Source organism: Clostridium sp. LBM24168 (genome assembly GCF_052953915.1).
Window position 1 is genome coordinate 1,329,609 of the sequence record NZ_CP196861.1, and the last position, 16,012, is coordinate 1,345,620.

At 30.9% G+C, this 16,012-nt stretch carries 16 protein-coding genes and 2 pseudogenes; 17 read left to right on the plus strand and 1 reads right to left on the minus strand.

What is annotated here, in order from left to right; genetic code table 11:
• Positions 1–10: 10 nt before the first annotated feature.
• Complete coding sequence (spoVB, locus tag ACSVC9_RS06620) at positions 11–1,342, minus strand: stage V sporulation protein B (protein ID WP_446899556.1); 1,332 nt, start codon at positions 1,340–1,342, stop codon at positions 11–13.
• 195 nt (positions 1,343–1,537) lie between these two features.
• Here spoVB and ACSVC9_RS06625 point away from each other — a divergent pair, with 195 nt between their 5' ends.
• From ACSVC9_RS06625 to ACSVC9_RS06705, 17 genes and pseudogenes are all read left to right on the plus strand, one after another.
• A complete protein-coding gene (locus ACSVC9_RS06625) occupies positions 1,538–2,845 on the plus strand; it encodes a hypothetical protein (protein ID WP_446899557.1) in 1,308 nt (435 codons plus the stop codon).
• A gap of 33 nt (positions 2,846–2,878) precedes the next feature.
• Complete coding sequence (locus ACSVC9_RS06630; protein ID WP_446899558.1) at positions 2,879–3,595, plus strand: zinc dependent phospholipase C family protein; 717 nt, start codon at positions 2,879–2,881, stop codon at positions 3,593–3,595.
• Positions 3,596–3,692: 97 nt separating this feature from the next.
• Positions 3,693–4,247, plus strand: coding sequence for a class I SAM-dependent methyltransferase (locus ACSVC9_RS06635; protein ID WP_446899559.1), 555 nt, complete (start codon positions 3,693–3,695; stop codon positions 4,245–4,247).
• A gap of 111 nt (positions 4,248–4,358) precedes the next feature.
• On the plus strand, positions 4,359–6,650 hold the full coding sequence (locus ACSVC9_RS06640) for a hydratase (RefSeq protein ID WP_446899560.1): 2,292 nt from the start codon (positions 4,359–4,361) through the stop codon (positions 6,648–6,650).
• 379 nt (positions 6,651–7,029) lie between these two features.
• Positions 7,030–7,188 (plus strand): hypothetical protein, encoded by a 159-nt coding sequence (locus ACSVC9_RS06645; protein ID WP_446899561.1) that lies wholly within the window; start codon positions 7,030–7,032, stop codon positions 7,186–7,188.
• A 199-nt stretch (positions 7,189–7,387) separates the two neighbouring features.
• Positions 7,388–8,203, plus strand: coding sequence for an MBL fold metallo-hydrolase (locus ACSVC9_RS06650; RefSeq protein WP_446899562.1), 816 nt, complete (start codon positions 7,388–7,390; stop codon positions 8,201–8,203).
• A 160-nt stretch (positions 8,204–8,363) separates the two neighbouring features.
• Positions 8,364–8,547, plus strand: a pseudogene (locus tag ACSVC9_RS06655) (peptide deformylase); the annotation flags it as partial.
• A 136-nt stretch (positions 8,548–8,683) separates the two neighbouring features.
• Positions 8,684–9,234: pseudogene (locus ACSVC9_RS06660) on the plus strand (alpha/beta hydrolase).
• Positions 9,235–9,292: 58 nt separating this feature from the next.
• A complete protein-coding gene (locus tag ACSVC9_RS06665) occupies positions 9,293–9,553 on the plus strand; it encodes a TfoX/Sxy family protein (RefSeq protein ID WP_446899563.1) in 261 nt (86 codons plus the stop codon).
• 165 nt (positions 9,554–9,718) lie between these two features.
• A complete protein-coding gene (locus ACSVC9_RS06670; protein WP_446899564.1) occupies positions 9,719–10,108 on the plus strand; it encodes a VOC family protein in 390 nt (129 codons plus the stop codon).
• A gap of 225 nt (positions 10,109–10,333) precedes the next feature.
• Positions 10,334–11,191: an AraC family transcriptional regulator gene (locus tag ACSVC9_RS06675; RefSeq protein WP_446899565.1), complete on the plus strand. Its 858-nt coding sequence runs from the start codon at positions 10,334–10,336 to the stop codon at positions 11,189–11,191.
• Positions 11,192–11,959: 768 nt separating this feature from the next.
• Positions 11,960–12,148, plus strand: coding sequence for a hypothetical protein (locus ACSVC9_RS06680; RefSeq protein WP_446899566.1), 189 nt, complete (start codon positions 11,960–11,962; stop codon positions 12,146–12,148).
• A gap of 216 nt (positions 12,149–12,364) precedes the next feature.
• Positions 12,365–12,541, plus strand: a complete 177-nt coding sequence (locus tag ACSVC9_RS06685) for a hypothetical protein (RefSeq protein ID WP_446899567.1) — start codon at positions 12,365–12,367, stop codon at positions 12,539–12,541.
• The gene (locus tag ACSVC9_RS06690; protein ID WP_446899568.1) at positions 12,531–12,761 is read left to right on the plus strand and encodes a YhfC family glutamic-type intramembrane protease; all 231 of its coding nucleotides are present in this window, start codon (positions 12,531–12,533) and stop codon (positions 12,759–12,761) included. Before ACSVC9_RS06685 ends, ACSVC9_RS06690 begins: the two co-directional genes overlap by 11 nt.
• 78 nt (positions 12,762–12,839) lie before the next feature.
• The gene (locus tag ACSVC9_RS06695; RefSeq protein ID WP_446899569.1) at positions 12,840–13,376 is read left to right on the plus strand and encodes a nitroreductase family protein; all 537 of its coding nucleotides are present in this window, start codon (positions 12,840–12,842) and stop codon (positions 13,374–13,376) included.
• Positions 13,377–13,484: 108 nt separating this feature from the next.
• The gene (locus ACSVC9_RS06700; protein ID WP_446899570.1) at positions 13,485–14,228 is read left to right on the plus strand and encodes a class I SAM-dependent methyltransferase; all 744 of its coding nucleotides are present in this window, start codon (positions 13,485–13,487) and stop codon (positions 14,226–14,228) included.
• 71 nt (positions 14,229–14,299) lie between these two features.
• Positions 14,300–16,012, plus strand: coding sequence for a B12-binding domain-containing radical SAM protein (locus ACSVC9_RS06705; RefSeq protein ID WP_446899571.1), 1,713 nt, complete (start codon positions 14,300–14,302; stop codon positions 16,010–16,012).

A 16,012-nucleotide genomic window follows, 5' to 3' on the forward strand; every position in this document is an offset into this window, starting at 1 on the left:
AAAATAACTTCTAAAATGGATTATAGAAGTTATTTTTTATTATTTCTCTCATGTTTAAGATCAAACTTGTAATAGAAGTTATTATGAGACTTATTCCACAACCATATATATTTATAGAAGGTATACCTGTTAGTATGTATATCAGAATTAATTCTTCTATGGATACTATCAGGGAATTTCTTAAGAGTATGTTTTGTTTGCCTATTCCATTTAAAATTCCAAAAGTGGCTGTGGAAATAAAGCTTGTAGGAGCGCATATTGAGACAAATTTTATATAATTTCCAAGATCATTTCTTTTGTAAAATACTTCACCGAGATAATCGGGAATACATAGACACAGTATCATTGTAAGTATACCCAATATTGCAGATACTTTTAAAACCTGTGATATTCTTTTTTCCACCGAAAAATAATCTTTGCAGCTTAGCTTTTCTGAAAGATCCGGAATTAGAACTATAGATATGGAATTTAGTATATTAGTTGAAAAAAATACAATATTGAAGGCCATAGCTCTAAATTTACCTATCATTGCAAGAGCAAGATTATAATCTATACCTGCGGCAACTAACCTCCTTGGTATTATAAGTGCAGATAACGCTGACAGTGCAGTAGATAAAAATCCATTTAGGCACAATGGAAATGATACAATTAGTATATCAAATAGAAGTTGAAATTTATCTGGTTTGTAGTTTGATGGAACAACATATTTACTTTTCTTTATTCTGTATATACAGTAAAGACAGATTAAGCTTATTAACTCTCCAAAGGCAAGAGTTAAATATGCAGCAGTTACTGTGTTTTTTACTCCTCTTAATGAAAAGGATAGAATTATGCTTGTTATTATAACTATTCTCAAAAATTTTTCAAACACATCTACAAGTGCGGGGATTTTTACATCAGAGGTACCGTAGAAATATCCCTTGAATATACAAGATAATGCTATGAAGAACATTGCTGGACATATGACTTGAATAGCATGAACTGATCTTACATCGTCTATAATGTTTATTCCTATGTATTTCGCATTTACAAATACGAAGCATATTACTATGAGAGACCATATTGAATCAAATAGAAGGGATACAGATATTGAGCTTTCTAAATTTGGAAAATCATCTTTCCCAAAATATATGGCAGCCGTTTTTGATATAGCAGTTACCATACCTCCGCATATAAGACAGATAAAGAGATCATATACTGGCATTATAAGGTCATATAGTCCCATACCTTCTGCACCTAAGTACTTTGAAAGTATTATTGAGAATATAAATGCAAATATACTTGTAATCAAGTTTGAACATATCAGAATAAGTGAACTCTTTAAAAATCTATCTCTTTTCATAAAAAACTCCCGAATTTAAAATTGTAGTTAATACAGACTCATTAAATAATTATGATAATGAAAATAAATATATTCTTAAATTTACCTTTGTAAATTTTACTGAATGAATTATAATATATTACAAATAATCATTCATATATGTACAACTTTGTAAATATATATATCCTAAGAATTATAATTTAGGAGATTATATATATGAAAAGATTTATTGGAGCTATAATTTTAGTATTTGTTATATGTGCATTTGCATATACCGCTAAATTTTATTATTATAAAAATCATGTTAAAATTAATGTGAAACTAAAGGATAGTTATTTAAGCTGTAATTTGAAATATAAAGATTTGAAAGGTGCAGTGGATTTTACATTAGATGAAAAGGGAAATTGTTACATAGCATATAAATTTAAAATTCAATTTATAAAGAACAGTGGAAAGAGCTATAATATAATAGAAAATAAAAATTTTGATATAAGCAGCATAGATTATAAAAATGGAAAATTATATTATGCTTCTAAAGATAAGATATATTGTTATAATATACAGGACAATAAAAATATAGTATTTGCTTCCAAAATTCCGAACTATGGAGATTACAACAGGAGTATAGTAAGAGTAAATGGGAATTATTTGTATGTTTCAGTGGGAGCAGCTACTAATTCAGGTGTAGTAGGAGAAGATAACACGTGGAAAAATGAAGAACCATATATGCATGATGTTACTCCGAAGGATATAACTTTGAAGGGAATAAACTTTGATGGAGGAAATACTGGGGCATTTCAGAGCGCTGGAACTAAGAGCATTAAGGGGCAGGTAATACCTGAACATTTTCCTGGCAATGCTTCAATTGTAGCATATAATATAAGTAATGGACATGGAATTACTTTTGCATGGGGAATTAGAAATGTTACGGGAATGGATTTTAGTAATGGCAACAAGCTTTTTTGTTCTGTAGGAGGAATGGAAAATAGGGGGGAACGTCCTGTTTTAGGAGATAATGATTATATATACGAAATAAAAAAAGGATATTGGTATGGATGGCCGGATTACAGTGGAGGAGATCCTGTTATATCACCTAAGTTCAAAGGAAAGGGTAATCTTGGATTTTTATTAGAAAATCATCCGAGCATGAACCCGCCTTCCCCGATTTATCAAAATGATAAGGTATCAAGTTTAGGAGCTCTTGCTGTAGACACTTCAGGGAATATAGGTGAAAAAAATTGTATATTTTTTTATGATAGAACAGATAATTTACTATACAGTTTCAAATCTCCTAAGGTGGAAAACAGTGAAATTGAGTTTGATAAAAATTCTTCAATTGAAAGCATAAGGATATACGACAAAAATCTTATGATACTGGATGGTCAAAGAGGATATCTGTATAGTGTAGATAAACGCAAATTTAAACCAATTAAAAATTTTAATCAGTATAATAATATTTATATATATCTTATTTTTGTGACCGTATTTGTGATAATTTTAGTTTTGAGGATAAAAAGAGATTAAAATAAATTATGAAAGAAAGGAATTATTCTTAAGATGAAGGGAAGATTTGAAAGAACTTATGGTGGAGCAGTTAAAAAGTTATTTTTTGCTGTAAACCCTTTAAAGAAAAAGATAATGAAGACCAATTGTACTGTTCATAAATTTATAATGATCAGGTCTATTGAAATATTGAAAAATGACGGGTATGAGGAAGAGGCTAATTATTTTAAAAATAATATAGTAAATTTGAATTTAGGAGTTAGTTGGGCAGATCAGGATTTTAAAAGTTCAAATCACTTTTATCATGTAAGTAAGGGAAAGGGACTTTATGGGTTTTCGGATGCTCTTACAGAGTGTAAAAAATATTATTCTAAATCCATGTTTTTAGCAAAAAGTGGAGATGAAAATAAATCAATTTTTTATTTTGGAGCGGCATGTCATCTAGTTCAAGATGTAACGGTTCCACAGCATGTAAATAACAAACTTTTGAAAAGCCATAGAAAATTTGAGATGTGGATTATAAGCAAATTAATGTCAGATTATTCATTTATTGCAACTGATCAAGTAGTTAGATATGAAAATTTGGATGAATATATAAAAAATAATGCTATAATGGCAAACAGCACCTATATAAAAAATCTTGATATAAGATCTAGAGATGAAAGATATTGGAAAGTAGCATCTACCATATTGAAAGAAGCACAGAGAACTACTTCTGGATTTATGCTGGATTATTATTCTGATATGAAATCTTTAAAAATTCTTCATTAATTTTGAAGGATTTTTTTTTATTTTAGAGAACATAACATATAGGACGTATTTTACTTATTATGTATTTTAATATTATATATGGATTTGGAGGTATTTTATGATTAAAAAGGAATTTTTTATAAATATGGAGAACGAAATTTTTAGAGGGAATTTACTTGATATTGGTCTGGATAATAATGGAATAGTATATAATATATACAAGGAATTTAATCATAACATAAATTTGGAATATATAATTGGGGAAGATCAGGAAAAAAATATTTTAGAAGGGTATTATGATTTATGTATATTGTTATTTTCATTTAGTACTATATGCTCCAAGATGAAAAAAAGAGCTGTTATAGATCATATACACAAATATTTAAACAGTGATGGAATGTTGTATATATGGGATATAGATAAAAAGATAGGCAGAATTTTTAGCGGTGATATAAAGATACTTGTTCCTGGGAAAAAATTAAAAAAGATAAGGGTAAGAAATTTCAACCTAATTGAAGATAATTCAAAAGAAAGTACGCTTGATATTATAAATGAACACTTTGAATTAAAAGAGTACACTTTTAATGGGGACATATATCATATAAAAGCAAAAAATAAATGTGAAGGCGAAGAAGAAAAGTTGAAGGAGGTTTCAATTAGCAGGGATACGTGAATTTTAGCATCAAAAATATTAATGTAGTCTTGACTCGAGCCTGATTAAAAAATATAATTAACTATAATTGAGAAAATGCAGTATGGTTGATTTTAATTAGGGAGGTAAATCATGATTAACTTACATAGTGAAGGCGCATATTTATTGAATGGAAATGAAGTGTATTTTGACAATAAAGAATCCAACAGTCAAATTGAAGCTAAATTAGGTAAAAAAATTAATAGAGAAGAAGCTAAGAAGAATACAATAACATATTCGATTTTAAAATCACATAATAAATCAGAAGACATTAAAAATCTTAATATTAAATTTGATGCACTTGCATCACATGACATTACTTTTGTAGGTATTATACAGACAGCTCGTGCCAGTGGGATTAAAGAATTTCCAATACCGTATATTCTTACCAACTGTCATAATAGTCTCTGTGCTGTTGGTGGTACAATAAATGAGGATGACCACTTATTTGGTCTATCTGCTGCAAAGAAATATGGAGGAATATATGTACCTCCACATTTAGCAGTTATTCATCAGTACATGCGTGAGATGATGGCAGGATGTGGAAAAATGATTTTGGGATCAGACAGCCACACACGCTATGGTGCTTTGGGTACTATGGCAGTAGGAGAAGGTGGAGGGGAATTGGTTAAGCAGTTATTGTCCAAGACATACGATATAGCTTATCCAGATGTTATAGGAGTCTATCTTACAGGGACTCCTCAAAAAGGTGTCGGACCACAGGATGTTGCCCTTTCAATAATTGGTAAAGTATTTAAAAATGGTTTTGTCAAAAATAAGATAATGGAATTTGTGGGACCTGGAATAGGAAACTTATCCGTAGAGTATAGAAATGGGATTGATGTGATGACTACGGAAACTGCATGTCTGAGTTCCATATGGAAAACTGATGTTAAAGTTGAAGATTACCTTGAGCTGCATGGAAGAAGAGATGACTATAAAGAATTGAATCCAGGTGATGTTGCATATTACGATGGTATTATATGTGTAGATATGTCAGAAATAAAACCTATGATTGCAATGCCGTTTCATCCAAGTAATATATATACTATTGAAGAATTTAATGAAAATCTCTATGATATATTGAGCAAAGTGGAAAAAGATGCGGAAGAGAGAATATCAAATAAGAATATAAAATTTTCTTTAAAGGATAAGATAAAAGAAAATAGATTATATGTTGAACAGGGATGTATAGCTGGATGTGCCGGAGGAAATTATGAAAATATTTGTGAAGCATCCAGCATATTAAAGGAAAATTCGATAGGAAATGATGAATTTACTTTAAATGTCTATCCATCAAGTCAGCCGGTTTATTACAGTCTTGTTAAAAATGGAATTGCAGCAGATCTGATGCAGACAGGAACTATACTCAAGACAGCTTTTTGCGGCCCATGTTTTGGAGGAGGGGATACGCCTGCAAATAATTCACTAAGCATAAGACATACAACTAGAAATTTCCCAAATCGTGAAGGATCAAAACCAAATGACGACCAGCTTTCCTATGTGGCTTTGATGGATGCGCGCTCAATAGCAGCTACAGCTGTGAACAAAGGATTTATAACAGCAGCAACAGAAATAGATGCAAATTATAATATACCTAAATATTATTTTAATAGAAAGATTTATGACAATCGTGTTTATAATGGCTTTGGAAAACCTGATAGCAGTAGAAATCTAAGATTTGGACCTAATATAAAGGATTGGCCAACAATGCCAGAGCTTTCGGATAATCTGGTTTTGAAAATATGCGCTTTCATTCAAGATCCTGTAACAACAACAGATGAATTGATACCATCAGGTGATGCATCTTCCTACAGATCTAATCCACTGAAACTTTCCGAATTTACATTATCACGTAAAGACCCGAAATATGTGTCCAGAGCGAAGCAAATTCAAAAATCAGAAACAGCTAGGATTGCGGGAAAATCTCCTTTTAATGAAAATGAAGAATTAGAAGATATTTTTGATTCGATTGAAAAAGAATTTGATAGTATAACTATTAAAAATACATGCATAGGAAGTTTAATATACGCAATAAAGCCAGGAGATGGTTCGGCTAGGGAACAGGCTGCCAGCTGTCAGAAGATTCTTGGTGGCTATGCAAATATTGCAAGGGAGTATGCGACTAAGAGATATAGATCAAATTTAATTAATTGGGGAATAATACCATTTACCATGGAGGATGAGCCAGAGTTTAAGTGTGGTGACTATATATTTATTCCTGATATAAGATCATCTATCGAAAAAAATATATCTGAAATATCCGCTTATATAGTAAAAGACAAGCTTGAAAGATTTACTTTGAAAATTGACAGATTGACAGAAAATGAATTAAATATATTATTATCAGGATGTTTGATAAATTTCAATAAAAAGAATGCATGATCATCAGACAAAGAGGAGGATTGTTCCTCCTTTTTTTTTCGTCATAGAATTTGATAATCTTAAAAAATAAGTTGAAATATATTTTAAAGCATTATATGATGAATTCAGGCATCACGGTTCAGAGAATGTACAAATAATGGAACAATTGATGAGGCTTATGGTGTTTGTGAAGAAATACTATTAAATATTGCTTCACAAGCATTGGGGAGTTTGTCTTTAATAATAAGTCTGTTGTTAAAAGAAAATAAATTTACTTAAGCAGAAGAATATACAGATATGGTAAATGAAGCAGACAGTATGAATAATTTTATGAAGTCAAAACTATAAAAGATAAAACCCTTGATAATGTATATAAATATTTATGAAATAAGGGGGGATAATGTTGAAAATTAAAATGCTTTTAGCATTTGATGAAAGGAAGCTTGAAGAGAAGGTAAATAACTTCTTGACAGAAAATAAGGATAAAATCGAAATTGTAGAGATTCAATGGAAATTGTTTTTTTATCATTATGTTATGGTAATATATAAAGAAATATAGTACACATTCTTCTTAAAATGCGAAACAAAGATTATTTAAAAGTAATATACAAGACAAATATAAATCTAGGGTCTAGTATTATAAATAGTAATTTGTAGAGAAGGTGAAGTTATGAAGATATTTTTACGTATGCATCCAAGAAATCGCTTATCCTCTGTACAACTATAAAATTATTACTGTACAGAGGAGTGTATATTAAATGAATAGATTAAATAAACCAGTTTTTACAAAAGAAACAATCAGAGAAATGGAAGATATGTCATTTTTCATATATACCAGGATTTTTGATGATTTGCTAATTGTTGCGCAAAAGCAAACAAACTGTTTTGTATTGAAAACAAGTGATGGGCTGATAGTAATAGATGCTATTTGGCCGGCAAAAGAAGCTTTTGAGGCAATAATAGATTCCATTGTAGATGTTGGCTGGAATCCTGCTACAATAAAAAAATTGGTCTTGACGCATGGACATGTTGATCATACTGGATGTGGAAAATGGTTTGTTGAAAAATATCATGTTGATACGTATCTTTCTAAAGTGGATGATATTTTTTGGAGAGATCATCCAACAAAACCTGATAGACCGGAAACGTGGAAAGATTACAAAATTAATGTTTATATTCAGGATGGCGATACTATAACATTAGGTGATAAGACGATATATGTTTATGGTACTCCTGGTCATACTCCGGGAGGATTAAGCTACATGTTCCCTGTAAAAGAAAAGGGAAAAATACATATGGCAGCATTATGGGGAGGTACGACACCACCATGGACAAAGAACGAAGTGAAACAATATCTCAAGTCATTGGATTACTTTATAAGTGAAGCAATTTGTAGAAAAGTAGATGTGGCTTTAAGTAATCATACAGCTATAGATAATGGCTTGGAACGTATTATGTATTCAAAAAAGAGATTGGACTATATGCCTAATATTTATATTATCGGTCAGGATGGATTTCAAAATTATTGTCAGGTATTTCGTACATTGAGTTATGAGATGCTGCAAAAATTATAAATATAGAATAAAGCCGATAAATTTATATTTTTGTATAAATTATAATATAAAAATTTGTGTTAAAAATCAAACATAGATTTATTTAAATACTAAGAAAATAAGCACGATTGTCGCTGTAAAAAATAGAATATGGTGATGATAGTGCTTTTTCAAGTCTAAATTGAAGAGATTAGTTGTAATAGATATGGGGCAGGGACTCATAAAATTAATTAATCCGGATATAATCATGCAGGAAGGAGAACAAGAAGTTATAGAGATGTTTAAGTATTACTAATGTAGTAGGAAAATTAAATAGACCTGCGAAAGTAACAGTACAAGCATTAAACGAAAATGATGATTTCATTTATACAGACAAATATAAATCTAAGGTCTAGTATTATAAATAGTAATTTGCAATTAACATACTTTATATAGAATTAATCAAGAAAGGGGGATTTACTACGATAAATAAGAAAAATAAAGAGCTTTTATGGAGGAAATATGTTTAAAGCTAAATTTAATGTTAGTAATATTCCTGCAGTTTTGTGGGGAGAAAAGAGTGAAAAACTTTTTATTGCAGCACATGGAAATATGTCAAACAAAGAAGATGCTGTGATTAAAATTTTAGCTGAAGAAGCACTCACAAAGGGTTATCAAGTATTAAGCTTTGATTTACCAGAGCATGGTGAAAGAAAAAGTGATAGTACTCCTTGTAAAGTGCAGTTTTGCGTTGGTGACTTATCTATAATTATGAATTATGCAGAAGAGCATTGGAAAGAATTATCGAAAATATGATGATATGGTTTAATATAACACCAGAGCGGTTACAAAAAGAAATGATTATAGAAACACCTATTGGCCAAAAGCTGTATTGGGATTATTTCTGTTATGTGAAACAGCATCCTATTGATATATGGAATACAGATACAGATAATTATTTTGTTAAAAAATATTGTTGTGGATTAGAAGTTATGGACTCGGGAGAACATTACTTTCATACAAAAGAACAGTTGAATGTATTCAAACATTGGGTACGAAAGCATATTGAGTAACAAATTCCAATTTGAGTTTGAGTAACATAAAATAGTAAATAGGAGAGGAAGTTTTATTATGGGAGAATTATCAAAACTGCCTAATATCGGAAAAGAAGTTGAAAGGCAGTTGAATGAAGTAGGCATATTTACTTATAATGAATTAAAAGATATTGGTGCAGAACAGGCGTGGCTGAAAATACAAGAAATTGATATTTCTGCATGTATTCATAGATTGCTGGCATTAGAAGGTGCAATTCACGGTATTAAGAAAACAGCTTTACCACAGGAACGTAAAGCAAAACTAAAGGATTTTTATAATTGGCATAAACATCAATAGTAAAATAGAAAATGATGAGAAAATACATTTTACATTTTCAAGGAAAAGCTTTTAGTTAAGGAGCTTGATAATAAAGAGTTTCTATATCAACTGATTATGGAGATGTATGAAGAACTTCCTACTCTAAAATAAAAAAATAAAAAGTAATTTGAAGGGAAGATTAAAATGAAATTAGATGGCATTGGAATATTTGTTAGTGATATGAGAACTATGGTTGATTTTTATAAAAATATCCTTGGATTTGAAATTCATTGGGATGGAAAAGAACCAAATGTAATGTTAAAAAAAGATGGAGTATTGTTTATGTTTTACGGAAGAAATGATTTTCAAAAAATGACAAATAAACGATTCAATTATGTTAACGGTATAAATGGTCATTATGAGATTGCTTTAAGTGTTTCCAAACATGAAGATGTGGATTTAGCATATAAAAATATCATTTCTAAAGGAGTAGATTCCGTGATGAAACCAACAACAGAACCTTGGGGTCAAAGGACATGTTATATTGCAGACCCTGAGGGTAATCTTATTGAGATTGGTTCATTTAATAAATAAGTTCTAAATTTATGCTGCAGTTTGGAACTTATGATTATTTGTAAAATGTGATAATTATTTTTTATAAAAAGCAAGGGAGAATTTCAAAAAGGTAAAGCAATGCAGAAAATATTGAGAAAATAAATGCTGTTTAATCTTTTGGACATGACAAAATATAACACAAAAAGTCGGGGATAACTGCTTGAAAAGAGATAAGATATATTTACAGACAGGGGGATGATGATTATGGGATGGATTGAAGGGATTGGTGAAGCTATTAACTATATTGAGGAGAATATCACTGAAGAAATCACAATAAAAAATATTGCAAAAAGAGCAGTTATGTCTCCATTCTATTTCCAAAAAGGCTTTGCAATGCTTTGTGGTTTTACGGTGGGAGAGTATATCAGACAACGCAGGCTTACCATTGCCGGTAGTGAGCTTGTTTCTACTGATGAAAAAATAATTGATATTGCACTGAAATATGGCTATGCCTCACCGGATAGTTTCACAAGAGCTTTTACTCGATTTCATGGTGTCACACCTACTGCTGTTCGAAAAGATGGAGCAATGATTAAATCGTTTGCTCCTCTGAAGATCAAATTTTCATTGGAAGGCGGTTATATTATGGATTACAAAATTGTTGAAAAAGATTCGTTTACTGTCATGGGCATATCAAAGGTGTTTAAATATGATAGTGCAACTACAGAAATTCCACAGTTTTGGACAGAGCATTATCAGACAGGAAAGGAGAAATTTGTATGCGGAATGTACGGAGTATGCATAGATGAGAGCATGGGTTCAGATGAGTTTGAATATTTGATTGCAGACAATTATAATCCGTCTATAGAAATACCTAATGGTTTTGTTACAAAGATTATTCCTAAACACACGTGGGCTGTTTTTGTTTGCAAGGGTGCAATGCCGAAATCTCTGCAAGATGTGAACAGAAAAATCTTCTCAGAGTGGCTGCCTAATTGCAAGGATTATGAAATTGCAGCAGGTTATAATATTGAAATGTACACCAATATAGATGATTACCCACAAGGTAATCAAGATGAAAACTACTACAGCGAAATTTGGATTCCTGTTAAGAAAAAATAACTACGTATTATATAGTTACGGAGAACCTTACCACAAATGATGGAGGATTTTTGTGTAATGAATTGATATGAGTGGGATTAAGAAATTATACTAAAGATAATGTTTACTAAAATTTTACGAAAATATGATTTTAAATTATAAAATGTGTTATAATATAAATATAAAGACGAAAAATAAAAACAGGATGTTCTCAGCATCCTGTAGTATACAATCTGGTTGCCTAGGCAACTGATATCACTATTTAATGTTTAATTAGAAAATAGTAGCTACCGTTTGCAGAAGGGCTACTATTTTTTTATTTCTTTAATAAGTAAAACTATAAATGTTAACAATGAAATGAGGAATAATCCTGCTTCAAAAAGTAACATTAAGATGTTATTACTCATTGTATCACCTCCCTCTATAAGGGATGAGTGATACCAGTAGCCCACACGCAACATATTCAATTGTACTAATAAATTATAGCATGTCTTTTAATTTAATTCTATATGATTTGCGATTAAGGTATTAGTTTAGCAAAAACATAAATTTTTGAGCTCTTCGGGAGTGTAAATGAATTTAAAAAAGTTTCTGCTGTGGCAAGAAATGTATATGGAGCCCTCCCGGGTATGTGAAAGCAGTTTATCCTGAAAGTTAGGTAATGAGGATAAAACTGACAGATAAAATTGTGATATATTATGGTATAATTTATGAAACAAATTTGAAAACAGGAATTTTATACTTGTTTTTAACATTCAGAAAAAAATAGTAACTTATGGAGGGGAAAATATGAGTATAGAATTTGTTTATGATATGCCTGCACCCAAAGATTACGTGAGCCTTCGATTACGTTCAGGGATGGGGGACAAAGATTTGAAGAGAAGCCAGATTGCCTTGAAAAACTCGCTGTTTACAGTGTCTATATATAATAGTGAAAAGCTGATTGGATTTGGCAGAGCAAATTATGAAAGTAATTGACAATTATCTTGAAAAAAATGCAGATGAAGATAGCTATATTTGTCTAATAGCGAATCGTCCAGCTGATGTGCTATACTGCAAACACCGGTTTGAGTACTTACCAAGTAACAAATGTGGAATGTTGCGAAATCAAAGCAATAAATGAAGCTTGTTAAATTATTATCTGCTTTGAAATATAGGAAAAACTAAAAACAGAGAGAAATTCATAATTTAGTATTGTCAAATCTTATAAACAGCAATGGTTTTAATAATTTATTGACTACAGCGAGTACTCCTGCTGCTAAGCAGTCTTTAGAAGCAGTTAGAAGTTCACTTATAAACACTTCACTAAGTTTATTTGCCCGTTGGAGGTATAAAAAGAATTTTTGCAATTATAATCCACTTGGCAGGTAGTATTTTAGTACTTTATGCAGTTAAAAACAAAAAAATTCTTTATCTATTTATTGCAATATTGGGTCATGCTTTAATAGATTTCTTTCCTGCTTTATACCTATACCAGATTGGGAAATTCAGCATAGCAGGAACAGAGATTATTGTTGCCCTGTCAGCTATAGCATTATTGCTCTTTGTCATTAAATCCAGGAGAATATTTGAGCCGCAATCTTCTTATTAGGTGGACTAATTTAAAAGAAAAACGAAAAAATATTGGAAAGTACTGGAATGCAGATATTCTATTGAAAGGGGTGTATTTATGACCAATTATTTTGATTTGATTGAACAGCGTGAGAGCTGCAGAAATTATCTGGATAAACAGGTGGAAAAGGAGAAATTGATTTCCTGCATAGAGGCATGTCGAATTGCCCCTTCAGCTTGTAACGGGCAGCCCTGGAAATTCATAGTTGTAAATAACAGGGAACTATCCTTTAAAGTGGCAAAGTGCCTTCAGGATATTGGCATGAATAAATTTACGGATAAATGTCCTTCCTTTGTCATTGTACTGGAAGAAAAAGGAGATATTAAGGCTCGAATCGGAGGAACAATCAAAGATCAGGATTATTCTTCCATTGATATTGGCATTGCATCGGCTTATCTATGTCTTGCGGCCATTGAACAGGGATTGTCAACCTGTATTATGGGTTGGTTTAATGAGAAAAAACTCAAGAAACTGCTGGACATACCAAGCTCTAAAAGAGTAAGGCTGGTAATAAGTGTTGGATACTCTGCAGATACGAAACTCCGCAGCAAAATTCGCAAGAACTTAGATGAGATTTTGCAGTTTATAGACTGAATACTTTATTTTCATTGTTAGAAAAATACTCAAGGTACTTAAAATGGGCCGATGTGTGCAAGAAATGGAATGATTAATTTAAAAATCAGAAATATAATGGAGGGAAATATGAAGTGGAATTCAAAATTATATGATAGTAAGCATGACTTTGTGGCTGAATATGGCAAGGACCTTTTGGAGTTTATTCAAGATGATAGGACGCAAAAGATTCTTGATTTAGGGTGTGGAACCGGTGTATTGACTGCTGAAATTGCAAAGCTGTGTGATTATGTTTTGGGGATAGACAGTTTTTCAGAAATGATTAAGAAAGCAAGGCAGGCTTATCCCAATCTTGATTTTCAGGTTATGGATGCACTGGAGATACCTTGTGAACAGAAATGGGATGTTGTTTTTTCAAATGCCGTATTTCACTGGATTTCAAATCATGACCTATTGCTTCGGAAAATTAAAGATTCATTAAAGTCCCCCGGAAAACTCATTTGTGAGTTTGGAGCATATGGAAATATCAAAATCATAGAACAGGGGTTTAGCGCTGCATTACAGGACATGGGCATAACCTACAACTCGAGATTTACTTTTCCAACAGTTGATACCTTTAGCCAGCTGCTGATAAAAAACGGATTTTCTATTAAAAAGATTTATGATTTTGACCGTCCAACACCTTTAAAAAATGGAAACAGGGGATTATATAATTGGGCCATGCAATTTTTTGAAGCAGATTTGGAGAGACTCTCAGCCAGTGAACAGAATTTAATGTTAAAAAATTTAATGGCGAAGGTATGTGATGAACTATGGAATGGAACATGTTGGATTGCTGATTATAGGAGGTTAAGAGTTATTGCAGAAGTCTAACATAATATATCGGATTTATGATATTATATTCTATAGTGCAAACAGGTACTTGAAAGGAGAATATACTTATAATGAAAGTGGTGCTTGTAGCTATAAACGCAAAATTTATTCACAGTAATCTGGCAGTCAGATATTTAAAGGCTTTTACAAAAGGACTTGATTATAAGTGTGTAATAAAAGAATTTTCAATAAATGACAGAAGAGAAAAGATATTAGAAGAGGTAATAAAGCAAAAACCAGATATGATCGGGTTTTCATGTTATATATGGAATATAGATTTTTGTACATCTTTATCAAAGCTCATAAAACTTATAAATTCAAGTATAAAAATATGTTATGGAGGACCTGAAGTTTCTTATAACTGTAAAGAATTTTTGAATTCAAATTCAGGAGATTATGTGATATCTGGAGAGGGAGAAGAAACTTATTATGATCTGGTTGATTTTGAGCTGAGAAGATTCGTAAAGCCAGATGTTGATGAACAGGATATTATAAATTTAAAAAATATAAAAGGCCTATGCTTCAGGGAAGATGATAAAGTTATATTTAATGGAAATAGAGATGCTATGGACATGGATGATATTGTTTTTCCCTATGATGAAAATGATAATTTAGACAATAAAATAGTATATTATGAAGCTTCTCGGGGATGTCCTTTTAATTGCAGCTATTGTCTGTCTTCAACTACAAGTGGAGTTAGATTTTTAAGTAGAGAGAGAGTAAAGAAAGAACTTAGTTTTTTAATAGTAAAAGGTATAAAACTGATAAAGTTTGTAGACAGAACTTTTAATTGTAATCCTTCGTTTGCAATAGATATATGGAAATTTTTAATAAAAAAGAATGTTGATATTACCTTTCATTTTGAAATTTCAGCTGATATATTGACAGATGAAGAAATAGAACTTTTGAATACAGCACCAAAGGGAAGAATACAATTGGAGGTAGGGGTTCAGACCACTAATTGGGAAGTACTGAAGAACATAAATAGAAAAGTCAAATTCTGTGATATAAAAGATAAAGTTAAAAAAATACAGAAGTTTCATAATATAAATCAGCACCTTGATTTAATAGCAGGTCTTCCAGGAGAGGACTTTGAATCATTTAAAAAATCCTTTAATGAGGTGTACTCAATTAATCCAGAAAAGCTTCAGCTTGGATTTTTAAAACTTTTAAAGGGATCTTCAATGAGAGATGAATGCAAAAAATGGGGTATGGTCTATTCACCTTATCCTCCCTATGAGATATTGAAAACAGGAGCTATAACTTATGAGGAAATTTTAATATTGAAGAAAGTTGATACAGTAGTCGATAAATATTATAATTCAAGAAAATTCAGCAATATATTAAAATATTTTTTTAATGAATTTGATAACCCTTTTGATTTTTACTGTGAACTGGGAATGTTTATTTATAAAAAAGGATATTTAAACAGGAATATATCTGGAGTACAGTATTATAAGGTATTTCTGGAATTTAATGAAGAACATTTGAAAAAAGATAGCTTTGGCCTGAGAGAAATAATAAAATATGATTATCTTAGATTTAATAAGAAGAGATGGCTTCCAGATTTTCTAGCAAGAGACAGATCGAAGGAGGAAGAGAAAATTATAAAGGATAAGATTGAAAATTCCGGGATGCATATCTATGGAAATTATCATTTAGAAAAATTTTTTATAGATATAGATAAATTTATAAAAGAAGGAACTATAATTAAGCGAGAAGAGTATATATTGTTTATGGAACATGAAGATAATGAAAGGAAAATAATATTAAAGGAGAGATAA